The 24,624-nt window shown below is 64.0% G+C and carries 21 protein-coding genes; 14 read left to right on the forward strand and 7 right to left on the reverse strand.

The genetic code is table 11. The annotated features are described in order from the left end of the window. Positions 1–49 precede the first annotated feature (49 nt). Complete coding sequence (locus A3AI_RS0123690) at positions 50–3,865, forward strand: cell envelope integrity TolA family protein (RefSeq protein ID WP_024517970.1); 3,816 nt, start codon at positions 50–52, stop codon at positions 3,863–3,865. A 16-nt stretch (positions 3,866–3,881) separates the two neighbouring features. Here A3AI_RS0123690 and A3AI_RS0123695 read toward each other — a convergent pair whose 3' ends face one another. The 3 genes from A3AI_RS0123695 to A3AI_RS0123705 form a co-directional block, all read right to left on the reverse strand. After that, positions 3,882–7,373: an adenylate/guanylate cyclase domain-containing protein gene (locus A3AI_RS0123695; protein ID WP_245286941.1), complete on the reverse strand. Its 3,492-nt coding sequence runs from the start codon at positions 7,371–7,373 to the stop codon at positions 3,882–3,884. A gap of 38 nt (positions 7,374–7,411) precedes the next feature. Continuing rightward, positions 7,412–8,605, reverse strand: coding sequence for an OpgC domain-containing protein (locus A3AI_RS0123700; protein ID WP_024517972.1), 1,194 nt, complete (start codon positions 8,603–8,605; stop codon positions 7,412–7,414). A gap of 148 nt (positions 8,606–8,753) precedes the next feature. Beyond that, entirely contained in the window at positions 8,754–8,954 is a 201-nt protein-coding gene (locus tag A3AI_RS0123705) for a hypothetical protein (protein WP_156927909.1), read from the reverse strand. Between the two features lie 568 nt (positions 8,955–9,522). On the opposite strand from A3AI_RS0123705, the gene A3AI_RS0123710 reads away from it, so the two are divergent. The 3 genes from A3AI_RS0123710 (at position 9,523) to A3AI_RS0123720 (ending at position 12,499) form a co-directional block, all read left to right on the forward strand. Next, the gene (locus tag A3AI_RS0123710) at positions 9,523–10,518 is read left to right on the forward strand and encodes a helix-turn-helix transcriptional regulator (RefSeq protein WP_024517974.1); all 996 of its coding nucleotides are present in this window, start codon (positions 9,523–9,525) and stop codon (positions 10,516–10,518) included. 201 nt (positions 10,519–10,719) lie between these two features. Then, a complete protein-coding gene (locus tag A3AI_RS0123715) occupies positions 10,720–10,956 on the forward strand; it encodes a hypothetical protein (RefSeq protein ID WP_024517975.1) in 237 nt (78 codons plus the stop codon). 214 nt (positions 10,957–11,170) lie between these two features. Then, positions 11,171–12,499: a Rieske 2Fe-2S domain-containing protein gene (locus A3AI_RS0123720; protein WP_024517976.1), complete on the forward strand. Its 1,329-nt coding sequence runs from the start codon at positions 11,171–11,173 to the stop codon at positions 12,497–12,499. 80 nt (positions 12,500–12,579) lie between these two features. Here A3AI_RS0123720 and fliP read toward each other — a convergent pair whose 3' ends face one another. Further along, on the reverse strand, positions 12,580–13,335 hold the full coding sequence (gene fliP / locus A3AI_RS0123725) for a flagellar type III secretion system pore protein FliP (protein WP_024517977.1): 756 nt from the start codon (positions 13,333–13,335) through the stop codon (positions 12,580–12,582). Next, positions 13,332–14,396: a flagellar biosynthetic protein FliO gene (locus A3AI_RS43335; RefSeq protein ID WP_036049278.1), complete on the reverse strand. Its 1,065-nt coding sequence runs from the start codon at positions 14,394–14,396 to the stop codon at positions 13,332–13,334. Before A3AI_RS43335 ends, fliP begins: the two co-directional genes overlap by 4 nt. 361 nt (positions 14,397–14,757) lie before the next feature. On the opposite strand from A3AI_RS43335, the gene flgB reads away from it, so the two are divergent. The 9 genes from flgB (at position 14,758) to A3AI_RS0123780 (ending at position 23,030) form a co-directional block, all read left to right on the forward strand. After that, positions 14,758–15,165, forward strand: coding sequence for a flagellar basal body rod protein FlgB (gene flgB / locus A3AI_RS0123740; RefSeq protein ID WP_024517980.1), 408 nt, complete (start codon positions 14,758–14,760; stop codon positions 15,163–15,165). A 34-nt stretch (positions 15,166–15,199) separates the two neighbouring features. Then, on the forward strand, positions 15,200–15,625 hold the full coding sequence (flgC, locus tag A3AI_RS0123745; RefSeq protein ID WP_024517981.1) for a flagellar basal body rod protein FlgC: 426 nt from the start codon (positions 15,200–15,202) through the stop codon (positions 15,623–15,625). Positions 15,626–15,642: 17 nt separating this feature from the next. Continuing rightward, entirely contained in the window at positions 15,643–15,999 is a 357-nt protein-coding gene (gene fliE / locus A3AI_RS0123750) for a flagellar hook-basal body complex protein FliE (protein WP_024517982.1), read from the forward strand. A gap of 115 nt (positions 16,000–16,114) precedes the next feature. After that, on the forward strand, positions 16,115–16,378 hold the full coding sequence (fliQ, locus tag A3AI_RS0123755; RefSeq protein ID WP_024517983.1) for a flagellar biosynthesis protein FliQ: 264 nt from the start codon (positions 16,115–16,117) through the stop codon (positions 16,376–16,378). Positions 16,379–16,395: 17 nt separating this feature from the next. Further along, the gene (fliR, locus tag A3AI_RS0123760; protein ID WP_024517984.1) at positions 16,396–17,166 is read left to right on the forward strand and encodes a flagellar biosynthetic protein FliR; all 771 of its coding nucleotides are present in this window, start codon (positions 16,396–16,398) and stop codon (positions 17,164–17,166) included. 10 nt (positions 17,167–17,176) lie between these two features. Continuing rightward, positions 17,177–18,256, forward strand: coding sequence for a flagellar biosynthesis protein FlhB (gene flhB / locus A3AI_RS0123765; RefSeq protein WP_024517985.1), 1,080 nt, complete (start codon positions 17,177–17,179; stop codon positions 18,254–18,256). 147 nt (positions 18,257–18,403) lie between these two features. Next, complete coding sequence (cckA, locus tag A3AI_RS0123770) at positions 18,404–20,980, forward strand: cell cycle histidine kinase CckA (protein WP_024517986.1); 2,577 nt, start codon at positions 18,404–18,406, stop codon at positions 20,978–20,980. Positions 20,981–21,190: 210 nt separating this feature from the next. Continuing rightward, positions 21,191–22,144: a Tim44 domain-containing protein gene (locus tag A3AI_RS0123775; protein ID WP_024517987.1), complete on the forward strand. Its 954-nt coding sequence runs from the start codon at positions 21,191–21,193 to the stop codon at positions 22,142–22,144. Between the two features lie 178 nt (positions 22,145–22,322). Further along, the gene (locus A3AI_RS0123780) at positions 22,323–23,030 is read left to right on the forward strand and encodes a glutathione S-transferase (RefSeq protein WP_024517988.1); all 708 of its coding nucleotides are present in this window, start codon (positions 22,323–22,325) and stop codon (positions 23,028–23,030) included. Positions 23,031–23,136: 106 nt separating this feature from the next. Here A3AI_RS0123780 and A3AI_RS0123785 read toward each other — a convergent pair whose 3' ends face one another. After that, positions 23,137–23,496 carry a GFA family protein gene (locus A3AI_RS0123785; RefSeq protein ID WP_024517989.1) on the reverse strand — a complete coding sequence of 120 codons (360 nt, stop codon included), beginning with the start codon at positions 23,494–23,496 and terminating at the stop codon, positions 23,137–23,139. A gap of 268 nt (positions 23,497–23,764) precedes the next feature. Between A3AI_RS0123785 and A3AI_RS48835 the strand changes: the two genes are divergently transcribed. After that, positions 23,765–23,917 carry a hypothetical protein gene (locus tag A3AI_RS48835; RefSeq protein WP_198030198.1) on the forward strand — a complete coding sequence of 51 codons (153 nt, stop codon included), beginning with the start codon at positions 23,765–23,767 and terminating at the stop codon, positions 23,915–23,917. 96 nt (positions 23,918–24,013) lie between these two features. Here the strand turns inward: A3AI_RS48835 and A3AI_RS0123795 are convergent, their stop codons facing one another. Next, positions 24,014–24,490 carry a hypothetical protein gene (locus A3AI_RS0123795; RefSeq protein WP_024517991.1) on the reverse strand — a complete coding sequence of 159 codons (477 nt, stop codon included), beginning with the start codon at positions 24,488–24,490 and terminating at the stop codon, positions 24,014–24,016. Between the last annotated feature and the right edge of the window lie 134 nt (positions 24,491–24,624).

The following is a 24,624-nucleotide window of genomic DNA, read 5'->3' on the forward strand; positions in this document are numbered from 1 at the left end:
CGGCGAGGGCGTATCCGCTTTTTGAGCGAACTTGAAAGACGAGCAAGTCATGGCGCGAACAGCCACCGACAAATTCTGGTCGCTCGTCCGCGCGTGCGCGCGGAGCCTGCGCCGTGACGTGACGCTGGCCTGCGTCGGCCTGCTGCTCGTCGCGCTGCCGGCGGCGGCGCAATCCGACCCGGTCAAGGGCGAGGCGACCTTCTCCGCCGCCGACGGCTATGCGCGACTTGTTTTCAAGTTCGCCGAGGATGTCGGCACCGAGGTGACGACCGCCGGCTCGATCGTGGTGGTCCGCTTCGAACGGCCCGTGGATGTCCCCGTCGAGAAGCTGGTCGATGCGATGCCCGATTATGTCTCCATGGTCCGGCGCGATCCCGACGGCACCGCGATCCGGCTGTCGCTTGCGCGCAAGGTCACCCTCAACACCATGACGGCGGGCGAGCGGGTGTTCGTCGACTTCCTGCCCGACAGCTGGACCGGGGCGCCGCCGAGCCTGCCGCTCGACGTGGTGCGCGAGCTCGCCGAGCGGGCGCGGGTGGCCGAAAAGGCGCTGCGCCAGCAGCGCGCCGAGGCGCTCGCCAAGAAGCGCCCGCCGATCCGCGTGCGCGCACTGGTGCAGCCGACCTTCACCCGCTTTGTGTTCGAGATGCCCGACGGCGTTGGCGCCTCCTCGGTGCTGAACGACCAGAAGCTGACGCTGTTCTTCACGACCCTGCTGAATTTCGATCTGGCCGACGCCAAGGTCGCGGCACCCCCGAACGTCGCCTCCATCAGCCAGAAAGTAGAGAACGACACGACCCAGGTCGAGATCACGCTGATCGGCGATGTCGACGTGCACTCCTTCCGCGAGGACAAGAACTACAACATCGACGTCGCCTTCCAGCAGCAGGACAAGCCCAAGGCGCAAGTGCAATTGTCGCCGGCCGGCCTGCGTACGCCGCCGGAGCTGCAGGCGCCCGCGGCCGCGTCGCCCGCTGCTGCCGAAGCCAAGCCGCCGCATGCAGGCGAGGCGGCACCTGCAAAGACCGAGCCGGCCGCAAAGACCGAAACCAGGAGCGAGGCGGCTCCCTCAAAGCCCGAGATGGGAAGCGGGCAGGCCGCAGCGCCGCCGAAGATGGAGGCCAAAGCCGACATCAAGTCCGAGCCGGCGGCCAAGCTGCAAGCGGCCACGGAGGCGAAGCAACCGCCTGCGGCAGAGGTGGCCAAGGTATCGACGCCTGCCGCGGCACCGCCGCCGGCCGTCGCCGTTGCCGAGAAACAGGTCGAGAAAGCCCAAGCCAAGGAGGGGCCGCCGGCCGGCAAGGAGGCCGCCAGGACCGCGCCGGTGGTCGCAAAGAATGTGGCCGATCCCTCGGCCATGCCCGCGCCTCAAGCCGCGACGGCGGAGGTCGCGAACAAGCCGGCTGACCCAGCGACGCAGGATAAAGCCCCGCCCGTCAAGCTCGAAGCCATCAGGGACTCCGAAGGCCTGCGCCTCACCTTCACCTTTGCCAAGGCCACGCCCGCGGCGTCGTTTCGGCGCGGCGACACGGTTTGGCTGGTGTTCGATTCCAAACAGACCATCGACGTCGAGCCGATCCGCGCCAAGGGCGGCGCCATTGTCGGCGACGTCAGCCGGATGCTGACCGACAACGGGCAGGCGATCCGTATCCGCATCAACCGGCCGCAGATGCATACGCTCTCGAGCGACGAATTCGCCGCCGGCAGCCGCTGGACGCTGAGCTTCGCCGACAAGGTGCTGGCGCCGGCGCAGCCGTTGATGGTGTTGCGCAACATCACCGACCCCGCGCACGCCAATATTGCCGTGAGCTTCGCGGGCGGCGGCGAGCTGCACCGCATCACCGATCCCGATGCCGGCGACACCCTGCTTGTGGTGACCGGCTTGACGCCGGTCCGGGGGCTGATCAAGCGCCAGGACTTCGTCGATTTCACCATGCTCGACACCGCGCATGGCGTCGTGGTCCGTCCGAATTCGGACAGCGTCGCGGTCGAGGTGGCGCCCGACAAGGTGATCGTCGGCAAACCTGGGGGGCTGACGATCTCTTCCGTCGACGCCTCGTCGGAACGGGCGCCGACCGCGGTGCGACCGGTGTTCGACATCGACGAGTGGAACAAGAACCAGGCCGGCGATTTCATCGAACGGCGGGACGCGCTGATCGCCGCTGCCGGCGCCGCCGAGCCCGAGAACCGCGCGCAAGCGCGTCTTGCACTGGCGCGCTTCTACGTGGCGCGTGGCCTTTATGCGGAGGCTGCCGGCGAGGCGGCTTACTCGCTCGCCGATCCCGCGCCCAAGACGGACGAACCCGTCGTCCGGATGGTCCATGCCATCGCCTCCATCCTGATCGGCCAGCCGGAGCGTGCGCTGAAGGATCTCGCAAGCCCCGCGGTCGGCAACAATTACGATTCGCAATTGTGGAAGGGACTCGCTTATGCACGGCAGGGCAAATGGGCTGACGCGCGCGAGAAGCTGAAAAATGTCGAGTTCGCAATCGCCTCGCTCCCGGTCGAGCTGCAGCGCCTGGTCACCATGGACTCCTTGCTCGCCTGCCTCGAAGTGCGCGACTTCGCAGGCGCTGCCAAGCGCCGCAGCGAGCTCGAAGTGGTCGGCGTGTCCGACGAGATGAAGCCGATGGCCTCGGTGCTGTACGGCCGGCTCGCCGAGGCTCTCGGCCAGGAGAAGGACGCGCTCGACGACTATCGCTTCGCGATCGACTCAGCCGACCGCGAGGCCGCGGCCGAAGGCACGCTGCGCCAGGTCGCGCTGCTGCAGAAGCGCAACGAGATCAACCCGCCTGAGGTGCTGAAGCAGCTGGAGACGCTGGCCATCACCTGGCGCGGTGACGCAACCGAGGTCCGGACGCTGGTGATGCTCGCCAAGATCTACAGCGACAACGCCCGCTACGGCGATTCGCTGGCGGCTGCGCGCATGGCGACCAGGCTCGAGCCGAACTCCGACCCCTCGCGCCAGGCGCAGGATGCGGCGCGGGCGCTGTTCTCCGACATCTTCCTCACCGCCAAGGGCGACGAGATGCCGCCGATCGACGCGCTGGGGCTGTTCTACGAGTTCCGCGAGCTGACCCCGATCGGCCGCCGTGGCGACGAGATGATCCGCCGCCTTGCCGACCGGCTGGTCGCGGTCGATCTGTTGGACCAGGCCGCGGAGCTTCTGCAATACCAGGTCGACAAGCGCCTCGAAGGCGCGGCGCGCGCGCAGGTCGCGGCCAAGCTCGCCATGGTGTATCTGACCAACCGCAAACCGGACAAGGCGATCATGGCGCTCAATTCGACCCGCATCGCCGATCTCAACGGCGAATTGCGGGCGCAGCGCCTGTTGCTGGAGGCGCGGGCGCAGAGCGACATCGGCCGTCACGACCTCGCGGTCGATATCATCAGCAATATCGGCGGGCGTGAATCGATCCGCCTGCGCTCGGACATCTACTGGGCGGCGCGGCGCTGGCGCGAAGCGTCCGAGCAGATCGAGCTCTATTACGGCGACCGCTACAAGGACTTCAAGCCGCTCAATCCGGTGGAGAAGGCGGACATCATCCGCGCCGTGGTCGGCTACGCGCTGGCCGAGGACGCCATTGGGTTGGCGCGCTTCCGCGAGAAATATTTGCCGCTGATGAGCGGGGAGCCCGACAAGATCGCGTTCGACACCGCAAGCAAGCCGGCCGCCTCCAACAGCGCCGAGTTCACCGAGATCGCCAAGATGGCGGCGAGCGTCGACACAATGGACGGCTTCCTCCGCGACATGAAGAGCCGCTTCCCCGACGCCACCGCCTGGACACCGCCCGGTCAGAAGGATCCGGCGGCGACCGGCTCGCTGCCGAAAATCGAGGGCGTGAAGCGGGTGAGCGCGAATTAGCGAGACGTGAGCTGCGTCAGGCGAGCTGGTCGAGCTGCGCCTTGGCGTCCCTCAGAACCGGCATGTCGAAGCCTTCGGTGAACTGACCATACACCGACACGAAGAGGTCGCGAGCTGCCCTGCACTTGCCTTGGTCGCGCCATAGGCGGGCGAGGCTGGTCGCAGCGCGCAGCCGAAACGTCTTCGCGCTCTGGCGCTCCGCCACAGCGAGTGCTCGATGATAATTCTGCTCCGCAGCCGCCTGATCGCCTCGCGCATTCATCATGTCGCCTCGCAGCCGATGCAGCTCGGCCTCACCGGACCGCTCCTGGGTCGTCTCGATGAGCTGCGCAGCCTCGGCGAGGCAATTCTGCCCCTCCTGCAGATTCCCGACCCTGGCATGAGCCTCGGCGAGAAAGCATAGCGCGCGCGGCGTGTGCACGACAGCTCCGGCACCACGAAGCACCGAGAGCCCCCTCGCGAGCAACGCGAGGCCGTCCTGCGCCTGTCCAAGTGCTGTCAATGAGCGACCATGTTGGAGGAGTCCGAGGCCCAACCAGAGCGGAAAACCGTGCTCGTTCGAGAGAGACACCAGTTCTTCCGCGTGCCGCCCTGCGTCATGCGGCAAGCCGGCGGCCGCCTCCACCGCACACACCTTGCTCAAGACAAAGGCCACAGTGAACGGATGGTCGAGCGAACGGGCTTCCGACAATGCCTCGTCTGCGTGCGTGCGGCCCTGATCGATGTGGCCTAGAAGCGCCAACGTCACCGCCAAGTGACCCTGGCTCGCCGCGCGCGGATCGGCCACCGCTATGGCGGCGCAAATCGCACGAGCGGCCGGATCTCTCAAGCCATCACATAGCTCGAGAAGGTCGCGCGCCGTCGCAAACTCCCCGCGATAGTGGCAACTGGCGCCGTGGATATAGTGACCCAGCAGCAGAGTGGCTTGATCTTTTCTTGTCTCGCCCAATTTCTCCATCTGCTCGGCAAGCGACACCGCCAGCTCGTGCTCGGCACGAACCGAATGGAAGCCCCATTGGGAATAGAGCAGCGGAGCGAGACGATCCGGTCGATCGAACCTCTCGGCGAGCGCCCGCGCCCTGACAAGGGTATCGGCCACCGCCGGCGCCGAATATCCCCTGGCTGCCATCAGGGCCCGCCCCAGGGCAATCTGCAGGTCGAGCTCATGCTGCACAGGCCGCGACTCCTCGGGCATGTTCGCCAGCAGTTCGAGACCCTTCTGCAACTGCGCTACCGCTTCCGTCATCGCCGACCGCGCGACCGCCTGCTGGCCGGCCTTGAGTCGGTAGTCGATCGCCTTCTCGTTGAAACCGGCCTCGGCACAATGATGAGCCATGAGTTGGGGCTGAGCAGCCACGATTTCAGGGAACTGGCTCTCAAGCGTCGTCGCAACGCGCGCATGGATCTGTTGGCGTCGACCGCGCAGCATGGTGCTGTACGCTGCGTCCTGTACCAGCGCGTGCTTGAAGGTGTACTCCGCATCAGGCGGGGTGCCCCGCTGGAAGACCAGTTCAGCGCTTACGAGCTGCGCCAGGGCCCCGTCCACCTGTTGCTGCGGCATGGCGGCGACCGCGCTGATCAGCTCATGCGAGAACGACCGCCCAAGGGCAGCTCCGATCTGCGCCATCTCGCGCACGGGCGCCAGGCGATCGAGCCGTGCGAGGAGCGAGGCATGGAGCGAGGTAGGGATGGCAAGCCGAGGCACGGGCCCCCTCGCATCAAAGCGGTCGCCAGCGTCGGCCAGCATGCCGCTCTCGATCACCGCTTTGGTCAATTCCTCGATGAACAGCGGTATGCCATCGGTCCGATCGATGATTCCTTCGGCGATCTCCTGCGGCAACGCCTTGCCGCCGGTCACCCGCATGATCATCTCGGCGCGCTGTCGATGGGGCAGCCGACTGAGACTGATCAATGTCACGTGCGAGCGCCCGATCCAGGTTGGCGTGAACTCTGGCCGGAAAGTGATGATCAGCAAGACCCCGAGGGTCGCAACGCGGTCGACGATGCGGTCCAACAGGTCGAGCGAGGTGGGGTCGATCCAGTGCACATCCTCGAACACCATCAGCACGGGCCGGCGCGCCGCCAGTCCCTCGAGCTGGGCCAGGAGGACCTGAAGCGTCTTCTCCTTGCGTTTCTGCGGTGTGAGGCTGAGAGGTGAATAGCCATTGCCGATCGGCACGGACAGCAGGTCCGCGATCAGAGGAACGGCCTCGGTGAGGTCAGCGTTTGCCTCAGCGAGCAACGCCTCGAGCTTGTTCAATCGTTGCCGGTCCGTATCGTCGCGCCGGAATCCCGCTGCCCGCTCGAGCTGAGAAATGGTCGGGAAAAGTGCGCTGTCCTGGTGATGCGGCGAGCAGAAGCGGCGCAAGCGGATGTGTGGATCATCGCTCAGCCGCTCCAGTGCGGTCTCGGCTAGGCGCGATTTGCCGATGCCGGGCTCACCCGATATCAGCACGACCAAGCCATGGCCGCGCTTTATCTGCTGCCAGCGGCGCATCAGCAGCTCGATCTCCTCATCACGGCCGAGCAGTGGCGTTCTGGCTACGCGCAAGGCCTCGAAGCGGCTATCGACTGCGTTCGCACCGATGACTCGCCAGACCGGCACCGGGTCGCTGAAGCCCGTGATGGACACGCTCCCGAGAGCGAGATACTCGAAGAGTCCACCGACGAGGCGGCGGGTGCTGCCATCGATGACCACCGTATCCGGCTCGGCCAGCGCCTGCAGCCGCGAGGCCAGATTGGGGGTCTCACCGACCACCCCATGTTCCTGCGATGCGCCATCCCCGATGAGATCGCCGACGATCACCAAGCCGGTGGCAATGCCAACTCGCACTCGTAGTCTTGCCTCCGGGCCGACATCGAGTCCTTCCACGGCCGCAACCAATGTCAGCCCGGCGCATACCGCACGCTCGGCATCATCTTCATCGGCCCGTGGATAGCCGAAATATGCGAGCACGCCGTCGCCCATGTATCTGGCAACGAACCCGCCAGATTTCTCGATTTGCTCGGCACAGCAGCGGTGGTACTTGCCAATGATTTCCCGCAAGTCCTCAGCATCGAGCCGTGTCGAGAGCGCCGTCGAGCCCACGAGATCGGCGAACATGACAGTGAGTTGACGTCTCTCGGCCGCGGTCCAAGGCGTACGCAGGGGTCTCGCTCCGGCCTCATCGAGTTCGGCGATCGCCCGCAACATCTTCTTGCGATGGCCGAGCGAGACGCCGATTTTTTCGAGATCGTAGTCGGTCAGATCGCGCAGAACGCTTGGATCAATATCGTTATCGGCAAAGCGCTGCGCGTATTGCCCCAGGCCAAGGGTGTTGAGCCAGTCCGCAATCTGCTGCATTGGCTCCCTCGACTGTCTGATTGACGGTCGGCCGAATTCTGGACTCGGACGAAGCAACGTTATCCGGATCTTTTCAGCATAGCATGCTTTGGTTCGCGGCATTCGGCCGCGGCCGGCCCTCGATCTTAACCAAAATGGTGCAACAGTACAGGCGCCGGCTACCAACCCGCGCAAGGCACGATGAGAACAACTCGATTGCTACCCTACCGGTTTGGGAGCGTTGCGGTAACGGGCCCGGTCGGCCGCGTCCAGCTTGGCTGTCGCCCGGTTTTGGCTCTGATCGAGTTCAGCAGCATCGCGGCGAGGATCATCAACAGGATTCCACCAAGACTGAGTGCAGTCTGCATCGCAAGCCCATCCGAGATGTCGAGCAGCGCTACTTGGCTGGCGAGCGCCAGCAGAACGCCGAGGCAATAAATTGGCAGCGAGTTCTCGCCACAGCGCATCGCGCCGCGCATGACTGGCGTCATCAGCCCTCGCCAATTGGGAGGCAAAAAACATATGGCTAAGATCGCAAGAGCAAAGAAATGCAGCAGTCGCAGCGGACCGAGATTCGATTTGTCCAACGGGAAAAGCAGGTGAGCCAGAGCCTGCGGGACCAGCGGTTCCAGCAGCTTGATGCGCCAACTCAGCGTGACGACCAGGCTGAAGACCAGATAGAGCACGGCAAGTAACAGCGCGGTACGCGAGGTCACCCACGGCCGGAATCTCTTGCCCTCGATTACCCACCAGGCGCCCAGCACAGTCAGAAGCTGCCAGGCCAGTGGATTGAAAAACCAGACATTGTTCGGCCAAGCCGGGACGGTCCAGCCAAAGACGTTCACGAGTGCATAAAGCAACAGCGAGGCACCAAGCGTCACGTTCGGCACGCGCAGCAGCAGCCATAGCAGCGGCGCGAACAAAACATGATAGATCACGAAAATCGGCAAGATATCGGTGTTGACGGGGCGGTATTGCAGGACCGCCGCGCGCGCGAGCGCCGCGCCCGGATCTTCCAGCAGAATGCGCGTATTGCTCTCATCGGCAAGATAGTCGCCGCCTGCGAGGTAAACCATGATGGTACAGGCGAGCGTGAGCACCAGAAATGCGGCATAAATGTCCCAGCCTCGCCATAGCGAGCGCCTGATCACGCTGCTCCAGCCCTCGCAGCGACGTGCCCTACCGTAGGCTAGCGCGCAGGTCACACCCGAGATGAACATGAACACTTCCGCGGCATCGCTGAAACCGTAGTTTCGCAGCGTCAGCCAGCTTCCGATGTTGTTGGGGATATGGTCGAGGAAGATCCACCATAGCGCGATGCCACGGCAGGCATCGATACGCAGGTCGCGGTCTGATCCGTTGAGCTGCGGTAGCTGCTCGCGGACCAGTGGCTTCGGGGGGGTAATTCGATCATGCATCTGGTTGCCTGTCGCGCGTGCGAGCGCGCCCTCGGTCGGATACTGGTCGGTGAGAAATTGGTTCGGAGCACCTCTTGTATTTCAAGTTGCCCACGATGCTCCGGGAGTGTGCTGGGTCGCGGATCGCCGATGCTGTCACGAGGCCCGGCTACCGAATGGCTGGGGCTGCTTCCGTCACGGTGCCTTCGCGCAAACTGCCATCCCAATCACGGGGTACGGCAGGATTGCCGGCATCCCAATTCGTTTCCAAAATTTCATCGCTAGCAACCGAGAGCCGAAGCTGTTTCCGCATTTCGGCGAGGCGGGCACGGCAATATTCGCGGTAAAGCAGGTCGAAAATGGTGGACATGATCGAACCCTCGCTTGAAATCACCCCTCAGCGTCTCATGTGATCGTTTTCTGCAATTTCGTCCGCGGCCGAAAATGAAAAGTGCCGGGGCAGTTTGCTTTGACCAAATTTATCTGACCAAATCTGATTGCTGTCTTGAACTCAAAGTACCGAACGGCGTCGGTTCGAAGGATCGGACATCGAAGCGCTGCAAATCAATCACGCCGCGCATAGTTGAGTGAAAACGACTTTAAATTATGTAGTAAGGCTGTACCTGCACTCGCGGCCACAGCGCTAAAACCGATGCATGTCAGCAACTAAAAATAGATTGATCATGGCTATCTCCTCTTTAGCGAGATATTTGCGCCATGACGTAACGAATTTCCCCTGATTTTCTCGCCGGCACGTGAGCCAATTCACATGTCTCATCGATAATCACGAGTGAGACTAGCAGGCGGACGGTATAGTTTCTTGGACTACTGCGCACCGCATAACGGAAGGTCCGTGCGCAAATTGCAAACGACAGATATCGGCGGTAGCCGTTCGGAGATTTTATCCGATTGCTTTAGGAAAGGCTGGGAGATTCCGCATGTCAGCGGGTGCAGCCGATTTCATATCTCTTCGATTTTCGACGCGCGAGCTCCCGGAGCGGATGCGCATCCCAATGTGGCGCGAGGAGTTTGGGCGAGGCATAGTCCACGCCGATATCGAGCCCTTATCGGACGTTCCGTTTCAGGCCGAAGCGACACTACACGCACTTGAAGGCTTGCGCACGCTCGCATTGAAGGGTTCGGCGATGTGCTTCAAGCGCTCGCAAACGAATATCGTTGATGGTGATGACTCGATCGGTCTCATCGTCAGCTGTTCCAGCAGGGCTCGGCTGTCGCAGTGCGGCCAGGAGATCGAGCTCAGCGCCGGCGATGCAATCGCGATTCTGCATTCAGAGCCCGTCACTGTCACCTATCTAGGAGGATTGCAATTTGGTCTGGCCGTGCCGCGCGACGCGCTTACGCCGCGCGTGTTGAATGTTGACAGCCACACCATGCGGCCGATTTCTCGCCGAACCGAGGCGCTCCGACTTCTCATGACTTATCTGAAGTCGGCACTGAAGGAGGGCGCTCTGGCTGCCCCCAACCTACGTGATGCGGTCGTCAGTCACATCCATGATCTCGCGGCGCTCGCAATCAGCGAGCGAGCTCCCTTGGGTGAGAGCAATGCGAGCGCTGTAGTGGCTGCGCGCCACGCCGCGGCCCTCGACCATATCGCGGTACACTTCCAGAACCCGGAGCTCAGCCTGGAGGTAGTAGCCGATAGCCAGGGTATCTCGCCTCGTTATCTGCAGCGGCTGATGGCGTCATCCGGAACGTCGTTCACGGGGTGCGTGAATGAGTTACGGTTGCAACGGGCCTTCACGTTGCTGATCGAGCCCCGCGGCGGCGCGCGCCGAATTTCCGACATCGCGCTGGAAGTCGGATTTTCGGATATTTCGCATTTCAACCGACTATTCCGGGCCCGCTTCGGCTACTCGCCGCGTCACGTGCGCAGCGCCGGAAACGGTAGCTGCGACGCGGACCCCAATCCGTAAGTGCCGCGAGCGGTACGCGAGAGCTTCAAACCTTGATTTAACCGGACAAGACGGGCCTCTTGGGCGATTCTGCGCCGCGGCTCGATGTCGAAAGCACCGCTTGCGCGTAAGAGCGGGAGTGCGAGAACAGGCGCCGTCCTCTCGACAGCGGCGCCCGTCCGCGGCAATTTGCCGGCATCAAGCCGGAAGGAAGCTGCCGCCATGACCAAGCCTGTGAAAACCGAAGCCGAACTCGTCGCCATGGCCGTGGCGGAATTGAAGGTTCACGCCGATTGCCCCGACGGGATGGCGATTAGCGTCATCAAGAGCGACGACTCCTGGGAGTTCCGCGCTTCGGCCGATGCGGCGACAGTGGCAAAGCCCGGCTATCCCGAATGCGTCGCCATGCTGGTGCAGATCGGGGATCACCTGAGCAAGCAATATGATTTGAAGCAGTAGCCTCTTCGTCATTGCGAGGAGCGAAGCGACGACGGGGTCCGCCGCGAAGTCTGGATCGCGTCGCTTCGCTCGCAATGACGAGTTGGCACATCGCGCGATAATTGCTGCGAAGATTCCTGTAGGGAGGCGAAAGCTCTTAAGCTATCATCCGCTGCGGGAACTGCCTTCCATCGATCGCGGCGCCGGGCAACGGCCGTCAACGGGAGGGTGATCAATGACGACTGCTCGCGATGGTGAGGAGCTCACGCGCGTCGGGGCGGGCACGGTGATGGGCGCCTTGATGCGCTGCTACTGGATGCCAGCCTTGATGTCGTCGGAGCTCAGGCCGGATGGTCCGCCGGTGCGGTTGATGCTGCTTGGCGAGAGGCTGATTGCGTTTCGCGACAGTGCGGGCAAGGTCGGCGTGATGGATCACCGCTGCCCCCACCGCTGCGCCTCGCTGTTTCTCGGGCGCAACGAGGAGGGGGGCTTACGCTGCATCTATCACGGCTGGAAGTTCGACGTCGAAGGCAACTGCATGGACATGCCGAGCGTGCCTCCGCCGGATTTCAAGCAGAAGGTCAAGGCAAAGGCCTATCGCACGATCGAGCGCGCCGGTGTTGTCTGGGTCTATATGGGCAGCGCCAGCGAGGCGCCGCCGCTGCCGGGCTTCGAAATTCTCGATTTGCCGGAGGACGAGATCCGCGTCAGCTTCATCCAGCGCGACTGCAATTATCTGCAGGCGCTGGAGGGTGAGATCGACACCTCGCATTTCGGCTTCCTGCACGCGGGCCATGTCGATGCCGATGAACTCGCCGCCGACGAGCCGCTGCGCTACACCGTCACCGACCGCGCGCCGCGCTATCATCTGCGCGAGGCGCCCTGGGGCACGCAGTATGCAGGCTACCGGCCCGCGAGCGCCGGGGGCACCTATTGGCGCTTTGCCAACTTCCTGTTTCCGTTCTGGACCCAGGCGCCGAACGGCGAGTTCGACAGCCATATGCATGCGCGCGCATGGGTGCCGCTCGACGACACTCACACCATGTATGTGTTCCTGTTCTGGAAGCGTGCGGTCTCGGCGATGTCGCTGCCGCAGCCGGCCTACAAGGACGGCACGCCGATCGGAGGCACGAGCCGTGGCAACCGCCTGCTGCCCAATTCGTCAGACTGGCTCGGCCGCTTCCGGATGGAGGCCAACGCAGGCAACGACTGGAACATTGATCGCGAAGCGCAGGCCAACGGCACCATCTACAGCGGCATCGACGGCATTCATTTGCAGGACCAGGCGATCACCGAGAGCATGGGCCCGATCGTCGATCACGAATGGGAGCATTTGGCGCCGTCCGACCAGATGATCACGCGCACCCGCCGCCGCCTCCTGCTCGCCGCCCGCGCCCTGCGCGACACCGGCGCGATGCCACCGGGCGCGGAAGATGCCAGCATGTACCGTGGCGCCCGCAGCGGCTATTTCGTCAGCGACGATGCCGGCGATTGGCAGACGGTCTATGCCAACAGGCTGGCGGAAGCGGTGCATGCGCCGGCCGCAATGCGGGCAGCCGAGTGAGCGCCGCGTAAGGTGGGTAGAGCGAAGCCCACCATTGTCATAGCGCGTGAGGCGATGGGTTTCGCGGGGGTTCGCCTCGCTCACCCGCCCCCGTAACTCTGCACAAGACTGCCTGCAACCAGTGACCAGCCGTCGACCAACACGAAGAAAATCAGCTTGAATGGCAGCGAGATCGTGGCCGGTGGCAGCATCATCATGCCCATCGACATCAGGATCGAGGCGACCACGAGGTCGATGATCAGGAAGGGCAGGAACAGCAAGAACCCGATCTCGAAGGCGCGCCTCAATTCGGAGATCATGAAGGCCGGCACCAGGATGCGCAGCGACATCTCGTCGGGCGTTGCCGGCGGCGGCTCGCCGGAGAGATCCATGAACAGCCGCAGGTCCTTCTCGCGCACGTTCTTCTGCATGAAGGCGCGCAAGGGTACGGAAGCGCGCTGCAGCGCCTCCTCAGCCGATATCTCGTTGTTGATGAGGGGGCGGATGCCGTCATCATAGGATTTCTGCAGCACGGGCCCCATCACGAAGGCGGTCAGAAACACCGCCAGCGCAATGATGACGGTGTTCGGCGGCGCGGTGGCCGTACCCATCGCGGTGCGCAAGAGCGACAGCACCACGACGATGCGGGTGAACGACGTCATCATGATCAGGATCGACGGTGCGATCGACAGCACCGTCAAAAGCGCGATCAGCTGGATCGCGCGCTCGGTGACCCCGCCATTGGCGGGGCCGAGATTGATGCTGATGTCCTGGGCGAACGCCGCCGTGGCCAGTGAGCCGGCGGCGATCAGGACAGCAATGAACAAAACTCTACGCGGAAGGCTGGCGGGTCTCACGAAGACGACGACTTCGGACGGCCCAGCAGTGACGCCATCTCGTCTTCGAGATTCTCAAAGTTGCTCTTCGGCGAGGCGGGGGCAGGCGACGGCACCGCAATCGGCGGCTCGCTGCGTGGCGTGGCCGCGCGCTCGCGGATCGGCGGCGGCTCGGGCGCAACTGGTGGTGCAGTGTCGGCGGGCGCGGGGCTAGCCGGACGGCGCAGGGCAGCTTCCAGCCGTTGGGCCATCTCGGCGAGGTTCTGGTCCGCGCTCTGCGCGGGCGTCGGCACCGGTGGGGCTGGCGGCGGCGGTGGAGGTGGCGGAGACGCGGCGCGTTCGCTCGGGCGCAACGGCGCCGGCTTCGCCGCCTCGGCGGCCGGGCGCGCGGGGCGCGGCGGCGGAGGTGGCATTATCGGTTCGCCGCGCGACGGCATGCGGGGAAGCACGGGCTCCGGCCGCTGCTCCAGTCTCGGCTCCGGCCTTGCTTCGGGTCTTGGTTCAGGCCTTGGCTCGGTCCTTGGCTCGGTCCTCTCCAGACGGGCGCCAAGCGACTCGGGCGCAAAGCCGGTCAGCGACTCGCTGCGGCGTTCACTGGGCTGCGGCACCGGCCGCCGCAACTCATCGGCGAATGACGGACGATTCGGACGCGGTGGCGGCTCCGGCATCAACGGCGGCGGCTCGTGATGGTCGAACGAATCGGCGCGGGCCGCCTCCGACTCATTCCAGGCGGTGTCGGGTAGTGGCGATGTTCGCGTCGGCTCGAGGGGAGCGACCGCCGGCGATATTCCGGGACGCTGCGGCAGCTGTTCACGCGCCGGGCTCGCACGCACGATGTTGGATTCGACCACGATGTCGCTCGGGCCGCCGATCATCAAAAGGTGCTCGATATTGTCACGCCGGACCAGGACCAGACGTCGCCTGCCGTCCACCGCGGCGGCATCGATCACGGCAAGGCGCGGCATCCGCCCGCGATTCGTGTTGGCACCCAGCCGATTGCTTGCGAATCGACGCACCAGCCAGGCGGCCAGCGCAATCAGCGCCAGCACGGCCAGAAATGCGAAGATAAACGTCACTACCATGGTCAGTCCCCGGCAAATCGCGCTTTCATCAAGCCTTTCGTAAGACCGCTTTGACCGAAGCAGCGAACGACGCCTGAGATCGAACCGTTAACCCTTTACGGCAAAAGCTGCCGCCCCGCATCCTTAATAACCCATGAATCGGTCGAACCAAAACGACTTCTTGGAGCGCGTAAGGGCGCGTGTGGAGGCGGTTAATGCAGCCTATGTGGCGAAATTGCGCTGCCCCGCATGCCCCGCATGCGCTGCGCTGCGAAAGTCCGTCCGATTACGGATAGCGATTTTAACCAGCTGTTAACCATACACGCGGCAAATTCTACCTACCTTTCGGAACCCTCCGGAGGCGCGAAACGGAGCGGCCTCGATGTCAATCAACGATCTTCCGGCCCTGTCGGTGTTGCGCACCAAGATGCGTTGGCACCAGGAGCGGCAGAGCGTTCTGTCGGAGAACGTCGCCAATTCGGATACGCCGAGCTTCAGGCCGCGCGACCTGGTCGCGCCCAAGTTCGACCAGAGTGGCGGTGTCACGGGCGCCATGGGGGCGCTGCCAATGTTGCGCACCAGCGCCGCCCATATCGCGCCCGCAGGCGGCAGCGGGGACAGCTTTGACCAGAACAAGAAGGCCGGCTTCGAGACGCGGCCCGCCGGCAATGCCGTGAACATCGAGGACGAGATGCTCAAGGTCTCGGCCAACCAGATGGATTACGCCGCAGTGACCCAGCTCTACTCGAAGAGCCTGCAGCTCATAAAGACCGCCATAGGCAAGAGTTGACGGCCGAAAGATTTAAGGAAAGGGACGGCGCAAAATGGCCAGTGACGGAAGTGACTTCGCCCGCTCGATGGGGATTGCGACCTCCGGGCTGCGGGCCCAGGCCGGCCGCATGCGGGTGATCTCGGAAAACATCGCCAACGCCGATTCCACTGCATCCAGCGCCGGCGGCGATCCCTATCGCCGCAAGGTGCCGACGTTTTCGTCCACGCTCGATCGTGCGCTTGACGCCAAGGTGGTGAGCCTCGGGCAGATCAAGCCGGACCAGTCGGATTTTCGCGTCAAGTACGAGCCCAGTAACCCGGCGGCGGATGCCTCCGGGAACGTCAAGTACCCCAATGTGAACCCGTTGGTTGAGATGACCGACCTGCGCGATGCGCAGCGGTCCTACGAAGCGAACCTGAACGTCATAACCGCCACACGCCGGATGATCCAGCGTACGCTGGACATCCTCAAGGCATAATAAGAAGGAAAAGTAACATGGCGTCACCCACTGTTGCTGCGAACGCCTACGCCAATCTCGCCCGCGTCCTTGAATCCGGCGGAGCCAGCAAGGGCAATGCGAACCTCGGCCGCATCATGGAAACCGGCGGTGCCAGCGCGGGCGCCGACGGCAACGGTCCCTCGTTCAGCACCGTGCTCAAGGATGCGATCGGCAGTGTCTTGGAAGCCGGCCGCAAGTCCGACGCCCAGACGGTCGCCATGGCCAACGGCAAGGCCAACGTGATGGACGTGGTCACCGCGGTGGCCGAAACCGACGTCGCGGTGTCGACGCTGGTCTCGGTGCGCGACAAGGTGATCCAGGCCTACGAAGACATCATGAAGATGACGATCTGATTCGTCGCGGGACGTCATTCCGGGCGGTGCGCAGCACCGAACCCGGAACCTCAGGATTCCGGGTTCGCGCGTCGCGCGCCCCGGAATGACGACAGGCGAGTATGGGGCAATCACGATGACCGGTGCTGAAACTCTCGACGTGGCGCGCGATGCGATCTGGACCATTGTGATTGTGTCGGCGCCGATGATGGTGGTCGGGCTCGTGGTCGGCGTGGTGGTGTCGCTGTTCCAGGCGTTGACCCAGATCCAGGAGCAGACGCTGGTGTTCGTGCCGAAGATCATCTCCATCTTCATCACGCTGCTGCTGGCGCTGCCGTTCATGGCGGACGCGCTGCACAGCCACATGATGCGGATCTCGTCGCGAATCATCGGCGGGTGAGGCAAAATGCGTAAATCATGCGCATCGACATCTCCTGGCTGCCGGCGCTCGCCGCCGCCTTCATGCTGGTCTTCGCCCGCGTCGCCGCCATGGTCATGCTGTTGCCTGCGCTGGGCGAGCAGAACATCCCGGTGCGCATCAAGCTTGCAGCCGCCGTGCTCCTGACCCTGATCATCCTGCCGCTGCACCAGCGCGATTTTCACATCGACATGCAATCGCTCTCCTCGCTGATCGTCTTGATGGTGCAGGAGATCCTGATCGGCATCGTGCTCGGCGCGACCGCGCGCGTCACGATGTCGGCGCTGCAGGTCGCAGGCAGCATCATCGCCCAGCAGATGGGGCTCGGCTTCGTCACCTCGGTCGATCCGACGCAGGGCGAGCAGGGGCTCCTGGTCGGCAACTTCCTGACCATGCTCGGCGTCACCCTGCTGTTCGCAACCGACAGCCATCACCTGCTGATCGCCGCCTTGAACGACAGCTACAAGATCTTCGCGCCGGGCGAGGCGATTGCGACCGGGGATATCGCCTCGCTCGCCACCCAGGCCTTTGCCGCCGCCTTCAGGCTCGGGCTGCAGCTCGCCGCGCCGTTTCTGGTGTTCGGCCTCGTCTTCAACATCGGCCTCGGGGTGCTGGCGCGGCTGATGCCGCAGATGCAGGTCTATTTCGTCGGCGTGCCGCTCTCGATTCTCGCGGGCTTCCTGATCTTCGCCCTGGTGCTGACGGCGCTGATGGGGACCTTCCTCGCCTATTTCGACGGCGTGGTGCACCAGATGCTGTCGCTGAAGTGAGGGGCGATCGATGGCCGAAGAGAGCGACACATCGGACAAAACAGAAGACCCGACGCAGAAACGGCTCGACCAGGCGGTCGAGCACGGCGACGTCGTCAAGAGCCAGGAGCTCAACACCTGGTTCGTGATCGCGGCCGCGACGCTCGTGATGTCGACCTTCTCGGAGTCGATCGGCAGCCACATCATGGCGCCGTTGCGCAACCTGATCGCCAAGTCCTGGACGATTCCTGTCGACGGCCCGGCGCTGCTGGGGCTTGTGAAGAGCCTTGAATTCATGCTGATCGGCGTCCTCGGCCTGCCGCTTGGGCTGCTTGCCTTCGCCGCCATCGGCGGCAACATGCTCCAGCACCGCCTGGTGTTCTCGGGCGAGCCGCTCAAGCCGAAACTGTCCAAAATCTCGCCGGCCTCCGGCTTCAAGCGCCTGTTCGGCAAGCAGGCGGCGGCCAATTTCGCCAAGGGCCTGTTCAAGCTGATCGCGCTCGGCGTCGTCATGGCCATGATTCTGTGGCCGGAACGGATGCGGCTGCAATCGATCGTTCACCTCGATCCCGAGCAGCTCCTGGACATGGTGCGCTCGATCACGATGCATCTGATGGGCGCAGTGGTGGCGATGCTCGCCATTGTCGGGATCGCCGACTACCTGTTCCAGTACCGGCAATGGTACGAGCGGCAGAAAATGTCGCTGCAGGAGATCAAGGAGGAGCACAAGCAGTCCGAAGGCGATCCCCATATCAAGGGCCGCATCCGGCAGCTGCGGGTCGCCCGCATGAAGAAGCGCATGATGACGGCGGTGCCCAAGGCCTCCGTGATCATCACCAATCCGACCCACTATTCGGTGGCGTTGCAATATAATCGCGGCATGTCGGCGCCGATCTGCGTCGCCAAGGGCGTCGATCACCTCGCCTTCAAGATCAGGGAAATCGCCAAGCAGCACGACATTCCGATTGTCGAGAACGTGCCCCTGGCCCGCGCGCTGTATGCCACCGTCGAGGTCGATGCGGAAATCCCGGTCGAGCACTATCAGGCGGTCGCTGAGATCATCGGCTATGTCATGGGCCTGCGGCGGACCTTGAGCGGCCGGCGCCCATGAGCCGGAAAATAGCGGGGAACTACTGGAAAACGGCCCAAAACCAGCCCTTTGCGGCTTGACGGGCTTGCGTTTAGCCTGCCGATTCAGGCACTTGAAGAATCGGGCGCAGGAGTAGCGCCGCGATTCCGTTAGGCCGCATCATTTGCCATGACCGCTGAATTCGAAAAAGGTGCGCCGGGCGAGGCCGTCAAGCTGCACGAGCCGGCGCGACGCAGCGGCAGCATCCTGCTGGTGCTGCTGGTCGCCGGACTGCTGGTGGCGATCGCGGTCGCGCTGATGACCCTGGGGCGCGTCCAGGCCCAGCCCTATATTCTCGGGCTGCTGGCGCTGCTCGCCATGCTCGGGCTATTCAGCCTGTTCGCTCTCGCAGCCGGCATCATCCGCTTCGCCGATCGCTCGGTCGACGACCCAGTGATGAGCCGGATTGCCGATCATGCTTTCGACGGGCTCGCGGTAACCGACGCGCGCGGGCATGTGGTCTATTTCAATGCCGCCTATCTGTCGCTGACGGGTGCCACCAGCGCGCAGGATGTACGCCCCGTGGAGCGCGTCTTCATCGGCAATCCCGACGTTTCGGAAGCGGTATTCCGCCTCCTGAAGGCCGCACGGGAAGGCAAGCGCCAGCAGGAGGAGGTCCGCATCGCCGGCACCGACGGCGGCCGTGGCCGGTGGCTGCGCATGCGGGTGCGTCCGCTCGGCTCGCGCAAGCGCGAGGCGCGCTATGCGGTGTGGTCGGTTTCCGACATCACCCGCGACCGCGAGCGGCAGGAGGACGTGTTCAAGGAGCTGCAGCATGCGATCGAGTATCTCGATCATGCCCCGTGCGGCTTCTTCTCGGTCAATGCGACCGGCGAACTCGCCTATGTCAACGCGACCCTTGCGAACTGGCTGGACTATGACCTTGCCGAGATCGGCTCCGGCGGGCTGCGGCTCACCGACATCGTCTCAGGCGACGGCGCGTCGCTTCTGACCTCGATCGTGGCGGTGCCCGGCGAGGTCAAAACCGAGGTGTTCGACATCGATCTCAAGAGTCGCGCCGGCAAGACCATGCCGGTGCGGCTCTATCACAAGCTCGCGTTCGGCGCCGACGGCACGGCGGGCTCGTCGCGCACGCTTGTCATCAGCCGCGCCCGCGACGAGCGCGCCGATCCCGAACGCGCCGCCGAAGTGCGCTTCATGCGCTTCTTCGACCACACGCCGATGGCGATCGCCACGGTCGACCGCGGCGGTCATGTGGTGCGGGCCAACGCGCGCTTTGCAAAGCTCGCGCAAGGCCTCGGCCTCGACGGCCTTGTCGGCAAGCTGATCTTCCGCGCCGTCAATGCCCGCGACCGCAACCTTCTGATCGCCGCGATCAACCAGGCCGCCGAAGGCCAGGGTGACATCGCGCCCGTCGAGGTGATGCTGGAGGGCGCCAAGGAGCGCTGGGGCCAGTTCTTCGTCACAGCGGTCGAGGAGGGCGAGCGCGAGACCGAGGCCGGCATCGTCTACATGCTCGAGACCACCGAGCGCCGCGCGCTGGAAAACCAGATCAACCAGTCGCAGAAGATGGACATGGTCGGCCAATTGGCCGGCGGCATCGCGCACGATTTCAACAACGTGCTCTCCGCCATCATGATGGCGAACGACTTCCTGCTGAACGCGCACAAGCCGACCGATCCGTCGTTCCAGGACATCATGCAGATCAAGCAGAATGCGACCCGCGCCGCAACGCTGGTGCGGCAGCTGCTCGCCTTCTCGCGCCGCCAGACGCTGCGGCCACAGGTGCTCCATCTCGGCGACGCGCTCTCCGACCTCACCATGCTGTTGCGCCGGCTGATCGGCGAGAAGGTGAAGCTCGATCTCATGCACGGACGCGACCTCTGGCCGGTCAAGGTCGACGTCTCGCAATTCGAGCAGGTGATCGTCAATCTCGCGGTCAACGCGCGTGATGCCATGCCCGACGGCGGCAAGCTCTCGGTGAAGACCGGCAATGTGACGGCGGAGGACGCCGCCCAACTCGCCTTCAAGGGCATGCCGGCCGCCGACTATGTGCGGATCGATGTCGGCGACTCCGGCACCGGCATCCCCGCCGATATCCGCGACAAGATCTTCGAGCCGTTCTTCTCGACCAAGGAGGTCGGAAAGGGCACGGGGCTCGGGCTCTCCACGGTCTACGGCATCGTCAAACAGACCGGCGGGTTCATCTATGTGGATTCGGAGGAGGGCAAGGGCACCACCTTCTCGATCTTCCTGCCGCGCCATCATGTCGAGAAGGAGGTGCAAGCCGAGACGCACGCGGAGGCAGCCGGCGCCAATGGCGCGGCCAGGGAACAGGCCTCAGAGCCCGCCAAGCCGCGCGCCGATCTCACCGGACACGGCACCATCCTCCTGGTCGAGGACGAGGAGGGCCTGCGCTCGCTCAATGCGCGCGGCTTGCGCTCGCGCGGCTACAGCGTGATCGAGGCCTCGAACGGCGTCGAGGCGATGGAGGTGATGGAAGAGAACAATGGCGACGTCGATCTCGTGGTCTCCGACGTGGTGATGCCGGAGATGGACGGGCCGACGCTTCTGAAAGTGATGCGCGAGCGCAATCCGGGCGTAAAGATCATCTTCGTGTCCGGCTACGCGGAGGATGCTTTCGAGAAGAGCCTGCCGGAGAACCAGCAATTCGCCTTCCTGCCCAAGCCGTTCACCCTGAGCCAGCTGGTCGCCGCGGTAAAGGAGACCATGGTGCCGCAGTAGGCTCTGTCATTCCGGGATGGTACGAAGCACCAGACCCGGAATCTCCAGGCTCCGGGCTCGGTGTTACCGCACCGCTTGGGATGACGGAGGACAGCCAGATCCATCCCCCGCGACCGAGCGCCGCAGCCCTTAACCATGGAACCCGCTTCACTTTTAGGCAAGTCCGCCCATCTTAGGGTCGCTGCCCCCTTCAGGGGTTTGGGAAACAACATGAATTTCGTCAAACCAATGCGTAAGGCGATGCAGGCGGTCGCGATTCTGCTGGCGCTGGCGATCCCGACGCTATCGGTGGTCACGCCGGCCGACGCCCGCATCGGCGGCGGCTTTTCGTCGGGCTCGCGCGGCTCGCGCTCCTTCTCCACGCCGCCGAGCACCTCGACCGCGCCAGGCACCGCCTCGCCGTTCAGCCGCAGCTTCACTCAACCCTCCAGCCCGTCTTATGGGCCGGGAACGAGCGGCGGCTTCTTCAACCGCTCCGGCGGAGGCCTGTTGCGCGGGCTGGCCGCAGGCTTCATCGGCGCCGGCCTGTTCGGCCTGTTGTTCGGTGGTGGCCTGTTCTCAGGCCTCGGCGGTTTCTCCTCGCTGCTTGGTCTGTTGCTGCAGATCGTGCTGATCGTGTTCCTCGCACGCTGGGCGATGTCCTGGTGGCAGCGTCGTAATATGGGTCAGCCGGCCTATGCGGGCGCTGGTCCCACGACGGCATCGAATTTGCGCACCGGTATGGGTGGCTTCGGCTTTGGAACTGGCACCGCCAGCACGCCGCTACAGATCCAGCCCGCAGATTACGAGGCATTCGAGCGGCTGCTTACCGAGACGCAAGCCGCGTGGTCGGACGAGGACATGGCGCGCCTTAGCCGGGTCGCGACGCCGGAGATGGTCGCCTTCTTCGAGCGCGACATGGCCGACAACCGTGCCCGCAACCAGATCAACAAGGTCTCCGGCACCAAGCTCCTGCAGGGCGACCTGTCGGAAGCCTGGCGCGAGGGCGACACCGACTACGCGAGCGTGGCGATGCGCTTCTCCATGATAGACCGCATGCTCGATCGCGCGACCGGCCGGCTGGTCGGCGGCAGCGAGCAGCCGCAGGAGGCGGTCGAGGTCTGGACCTTCGTCCGCCCGCACGGCGGCGAGTGGATACTCTCGGCGATTCAGCAGAGCAACTGATCCTCGCATAACAGAAAGTTCCGGGGCGCCGCGGCTGACACCGCGGCGCCTTTCGCTTGTTGCGGGCCCGCCTTGTTTTGCGGGCAACCCTTGCGCGTGCCCATGCTATTGCTCGAGGGCCGAACCCGATCCCATCGCGCGCGTTATCGGACGTTTGCTCTTTAGGGGGAGACATTGCATGCGCTACGAACTCTACTACTGGGGCGAGATTCAGGGCCGCGGCGAATATGTTCGGCTGGCGCTGGAAGACGCCGGCGCCGACTATGTCGACGTCGCGCGCAAGGCGAACGGCACGGGCGCGATGATGAAGCTGATGGAGCAGAAGCGCGGCACGCCGCCCTTTGCCCCGCCGTTCCTGAAAGCGGGAAAGCTTCTGATCGGTCAGACCGCCAACATCCTGCTTTATCTCGGCGCGCGCCATGGGCTTGCGCCGAAGACGGAAGGCGGCAGGCTCTGGCTGCACCAGCTGCAGCTGACCATCACTGACTTCGTGCTCGAAGTGCACGACACTCATCACCCGCTGGGGCCCTCGCTCTATTACGAGGATCAGCGCGCGCCCGCGAAGAAGCGCACTGAAGAGTTCTGGAACGAGCGGGTGCCGAAATATCTCGGCTATTTCGAGGACATCGTGACGGCGAACGGCGCTGCCTACGTCACCGGCCGCAGGGCGACCTATGTCGACCTTTCGCTGTTCCAGCTCGTCGAGGGCCTGCGCTATGGCTTTCCCAAGCGGATGAAGGCATTCGAGGCGGATATCCCGCGGCTGGTCGCGTTACGCGACCGCGTCGCGGAGCGGCCCAACATCAAGGCCTATCTCGCAAGCGACCGCCGCATCCCCTTCAACGAAAGCGGTATCTTCCGGCATTACAGGGAGCTTGATGGTTAGTTGGTGCTGTCATTCCGGGGCGCGCGTCAGCGCGAACCCGGAATCTCGCGCCGCATCCTCGAGATTCCGGGTTCGCCCGCTGGTTGCGGGCGCCCCGGAATGACGGCTACCTGTTCCTGCCATCAACGGGCGTCATCACGAGCTTTGACAGCTCGATGCCGTCGATGCAGCTGACATTGAGCGCGACGACCTCGGCGCCGTCGGGCCTCTTGCCGCGCGCGAACACGGCGACGCCGCAGTCGGCGCAGAGCTGGTGTTTGATGGCGCGCTGGTTGAACAGATACTCCTTCAGGACATCGCCGCCGGCGCGAAGCTGAAAGCTCGTCGGGGCCAGGAAGGTGAAGTGCAGCCCCTTCTTGGTGCAGATCGAGCAGTTGCACGCGGTGACCATGGCAAGGTCGGTGGTGCATTCGAACCGCACCTGGCCGCAATGGCAGCCGCCGGTGAACGTCCTGACATCGGGCATAGCCTGGCTCCATGAGTGCGAGCCATGGTCAGCCGTGTTTCCGGCAAGTTTGCGGCGCGAACGCACCGCAACGCTAAAGCATGATCCGGAAAAGTGTGCAGCGGTTTTCCGAAAAGATCATGCTCAATCAAAGACCTAAAGCGCGATGACGATTCAACCAAATCTCATCGCGCTTTAATGGAGAAGAACCTACGCCAGCTGATCGACGCGAACGCCCTGGCCCGGTGGCAGCGGAGGTGGCGGCGGAGGCGTGTAGGCGTTCGCGGCGTTGCTGCTGCTGGTCGTGTTGCTGTCGGACGATTTGGAATTGTCTATCGCCGTCTGGCTGACGGGGACCGAGGATGTGATGCTTGAAATATCCATGGGCGGATTTCCTGTGACTGCCACGGATGTTGCAGCTGCACAGCCGAACGGGCCATGAATCCAATCGTTAAAATGCGATTGATCGGGCGCATGGCTCGCTTGCATGGTGAACAGGGGGCTGAGGCCGATCGATCCCGCCGGCTGTCTCGGCGCTCTACTGGTCGAGGCCGCGGCGGACCACGATAGAGGCATCTAGCCTGGTCCGCGTGCATTGCATGTCCAGCCGCTTGTAGCGGATCGTCACCTTGTCGCCGTGCAGAAGCCCCATGCGCTTGAGGCAGCGCGAGGTGCCGGTCGCGGCGTCATCCTTGGGCAGCGTGAAGATCACGGCCGCGGCCGAGGCGACGAGGTCGAAGAAGGCGGGCCGGATCTTGCGGTCGGTCTTGGCATAGAGCTCGCTCGCATATTCGTTGCCAGCGCAGCCCAGCGACAATTCGGTCGCCGCCGGATGGGTCAGATAGATGATGTTGCCGGCCTTGAAGTTGACCTTGAGCCCGTCGATCGCGCTCGCGAGCTGGGCTGCGTTATCGTCGCAGTGGTCGGCGCGGGCGGGGGAGGCAGCAAGCGTGGCAAACAGCGCCAGCGCTGCGGCGAGCGGAATCGATCGGCGAAACGGTCGTCGGATTGTCATGATGAAATGCCCCGTGAGATCCGTCATTGAAGCGGCAGACGAGGCGTCGCGCAAGCGACGTCTCCAACAATTCTGGCGCTGGTGGATTTCTTATCCATCAAAAATCGGACGCCTGCCTAACCCCAGGGACGGCG

This window comes from Bradyrhizobium sp. Tv2a-2, assembly GCF_000472425.1.
Classification (GTDB): domain Bacteria; phylum Pseudomonadota; class Alphaproteobacteria; order Rhizobiales; family Xanthobacteraceae; genus Bradyrhizobium.

Bases quoted from the DNA above. Each gene is read 5' to 3' on its own strand.
- A3AI_RS0123690 (WP_024517970.1), top strand. From the start codon at position 50: ATGGCGCGAACAGCCACCGACAAATTCTGGTCGCTCGTCCGCGCGTGC.
- A3AI_RS0123700 (WP_024517972.1), bottom strand. From the start codon at position 8,605: ATGCATGATCGAATTACCCCCCCGAAGCCACTGGTCCGCGAGCAGCTA.
- A3AI_RS0123705 (WP_156927909.1), bottom strand. From the start codon at position 8,954: ATGTCCACCATTTTCGACCTGCTTTACCGCGAATATTGCCGTGCCCGC.
- A3AI_RS0123710 (WP_024517974.1), top strand. From the start codon at position 9,523: ATGTCAGCGGGTGCAGCCGATTTCATATCTCTTCGATTTTCGACGCGC.
- A3AI_RS0123715 (WP_024517975.1), top strand. From the start codon at position 10,720: ATGACCAAGCCTGTGAAAACCGAAGCCGAACTCGTCGCCATGGCCGTG.
- A3AI_RS0123720 (WP_024517976.1), top strand. From the start codon at position 11,171: ATGACGACTGCTCGCGATGGTGAGGAGCTCACGCGCGTCGGGGCGGGC.
- A3AI_RS43335 (WP_036049278.1), bottom strand. From the start codon at position 14,396: ATGGTAGTGACGTTTATCTTCGCATTTCTGGCCGTGCTGGCGCTGATT.
- flgB (WP_024517980.1), top strand. From the start codon at position 14,758: ATGTCAATCAACGATCTTCCGGCCCTGTCGGTGTTGCGCACCAAGATG.
- flgC (WP_024517981.1), top strand. From the start codon at position 15,200: ATGGCCAGTGACGGAAGTGACTTCGCCCGCTCGATGGGGATTGCGACC.
- fliE (WP_024517982.1), top strand. From the start codon at position 15,643: ATGGCGTCACCCACTGTTGCTGCGAACGCCTACGCCAATCTCGCCCGC.
- fliQ (WP_024517983.1), top strand. From the start codon at position 16,115: ATGACCGGTGCTGAAACTCTCGACGTGGCGCGCGATGCGATCTGGACC.
- fliR (WP_024517984.1), top strand. From the start codon at position 16,396: ATGCGCATCGACATCTCCTGGCTGCCGGCGCTCGCCGCCGCCTTCATG.
- flhB (WP_024517985.1), top strand. From the start codon at position 17,177: ATGGCCGAAGAGAGCGACACATCGGACAAAACAGAAGACCCGACGCAG.
- cckA (WP_024517986.1), top strand. From the start codon at position 18,404: ATGACCGCTGAATTCGAAAAAGGTGCGCCGGGCGAGGCCGTCAAGCTG.
- A3AI_RS0123775 (WP_024517987.1), top strand. From the start codon at position 21,191: ATGAATTTCGTCAAACCAATGCGTAAGGCGATGCAGGCGGTCGCGATT.
- A3AI_RS0123780 (WP_024517988.1), top strand. From the start codon at position 22,323: ATGCGCTACGAACTCTACTACTGGGGCGAGATTCAGGGCCGCGGCGAA.
- A3AI_RS0123785 (WP_024517989.1), bottom strand. From the start codon at position 23,496: ATGCCCGATGTCAGGACGTTCACCGGCGGCTGCCATTGCGGCCAGGTG.
- A3AI_RS0123795 (WP_024517991.1), bottom strand. From the start codon at position 24,490: ATGACAATCCGACGACCGTTTCGCCGATCGATTCCGCTCGCCGCAGCG.